Below are 239 nucleotides of genomic sequence, written 5' to 3'. Positions count from 1 at the left end.
GTGTTGCAGAAACGGCAGTCCATCTCCATCAACCGGCAGGATGTTTCCACCTCCATCAACACGCAGATGGACGCGCTCATTCCACCGAGTAAGATTTCCGGGCTTACGCAGGGAATGTTTGTCGGTTCTGTATCCGACAACTTCAACGAGCGTATCGAGCAGAAGATTTTTCATTGCGAGATTGTGGTGGATGCCGAAAAGGTGAAACGGGAAGAAAGTGCCTACAAGAAAATTCCCGT

General features: G+C 49.8%; 1 pseudogene. It reads left to right on the top strand.

Annotation, left to right across the window (positions count from 1 at the left end):
• Positions 1-239 (top strand): annotated as a pseudogene (locus tag QZ327_RS13450) (hypothetical protein); the annotation flags it as partial.

This window comes from uncultured Bacteroides sp. (assembly GCF_910578895.1).
In the GTDB taxonomy this organism is placed as follows: domain Bacteria; phylum Bacteroidota; class Bacteroidia; order Bacteroidales; family Bacteroidaceae; genus Bacteroides.
The sequence above is the reverse complement of the archived record's forward strand: the minus strand, read 5'-3'. Positions and strand labels throughout refer to the sequence as shown.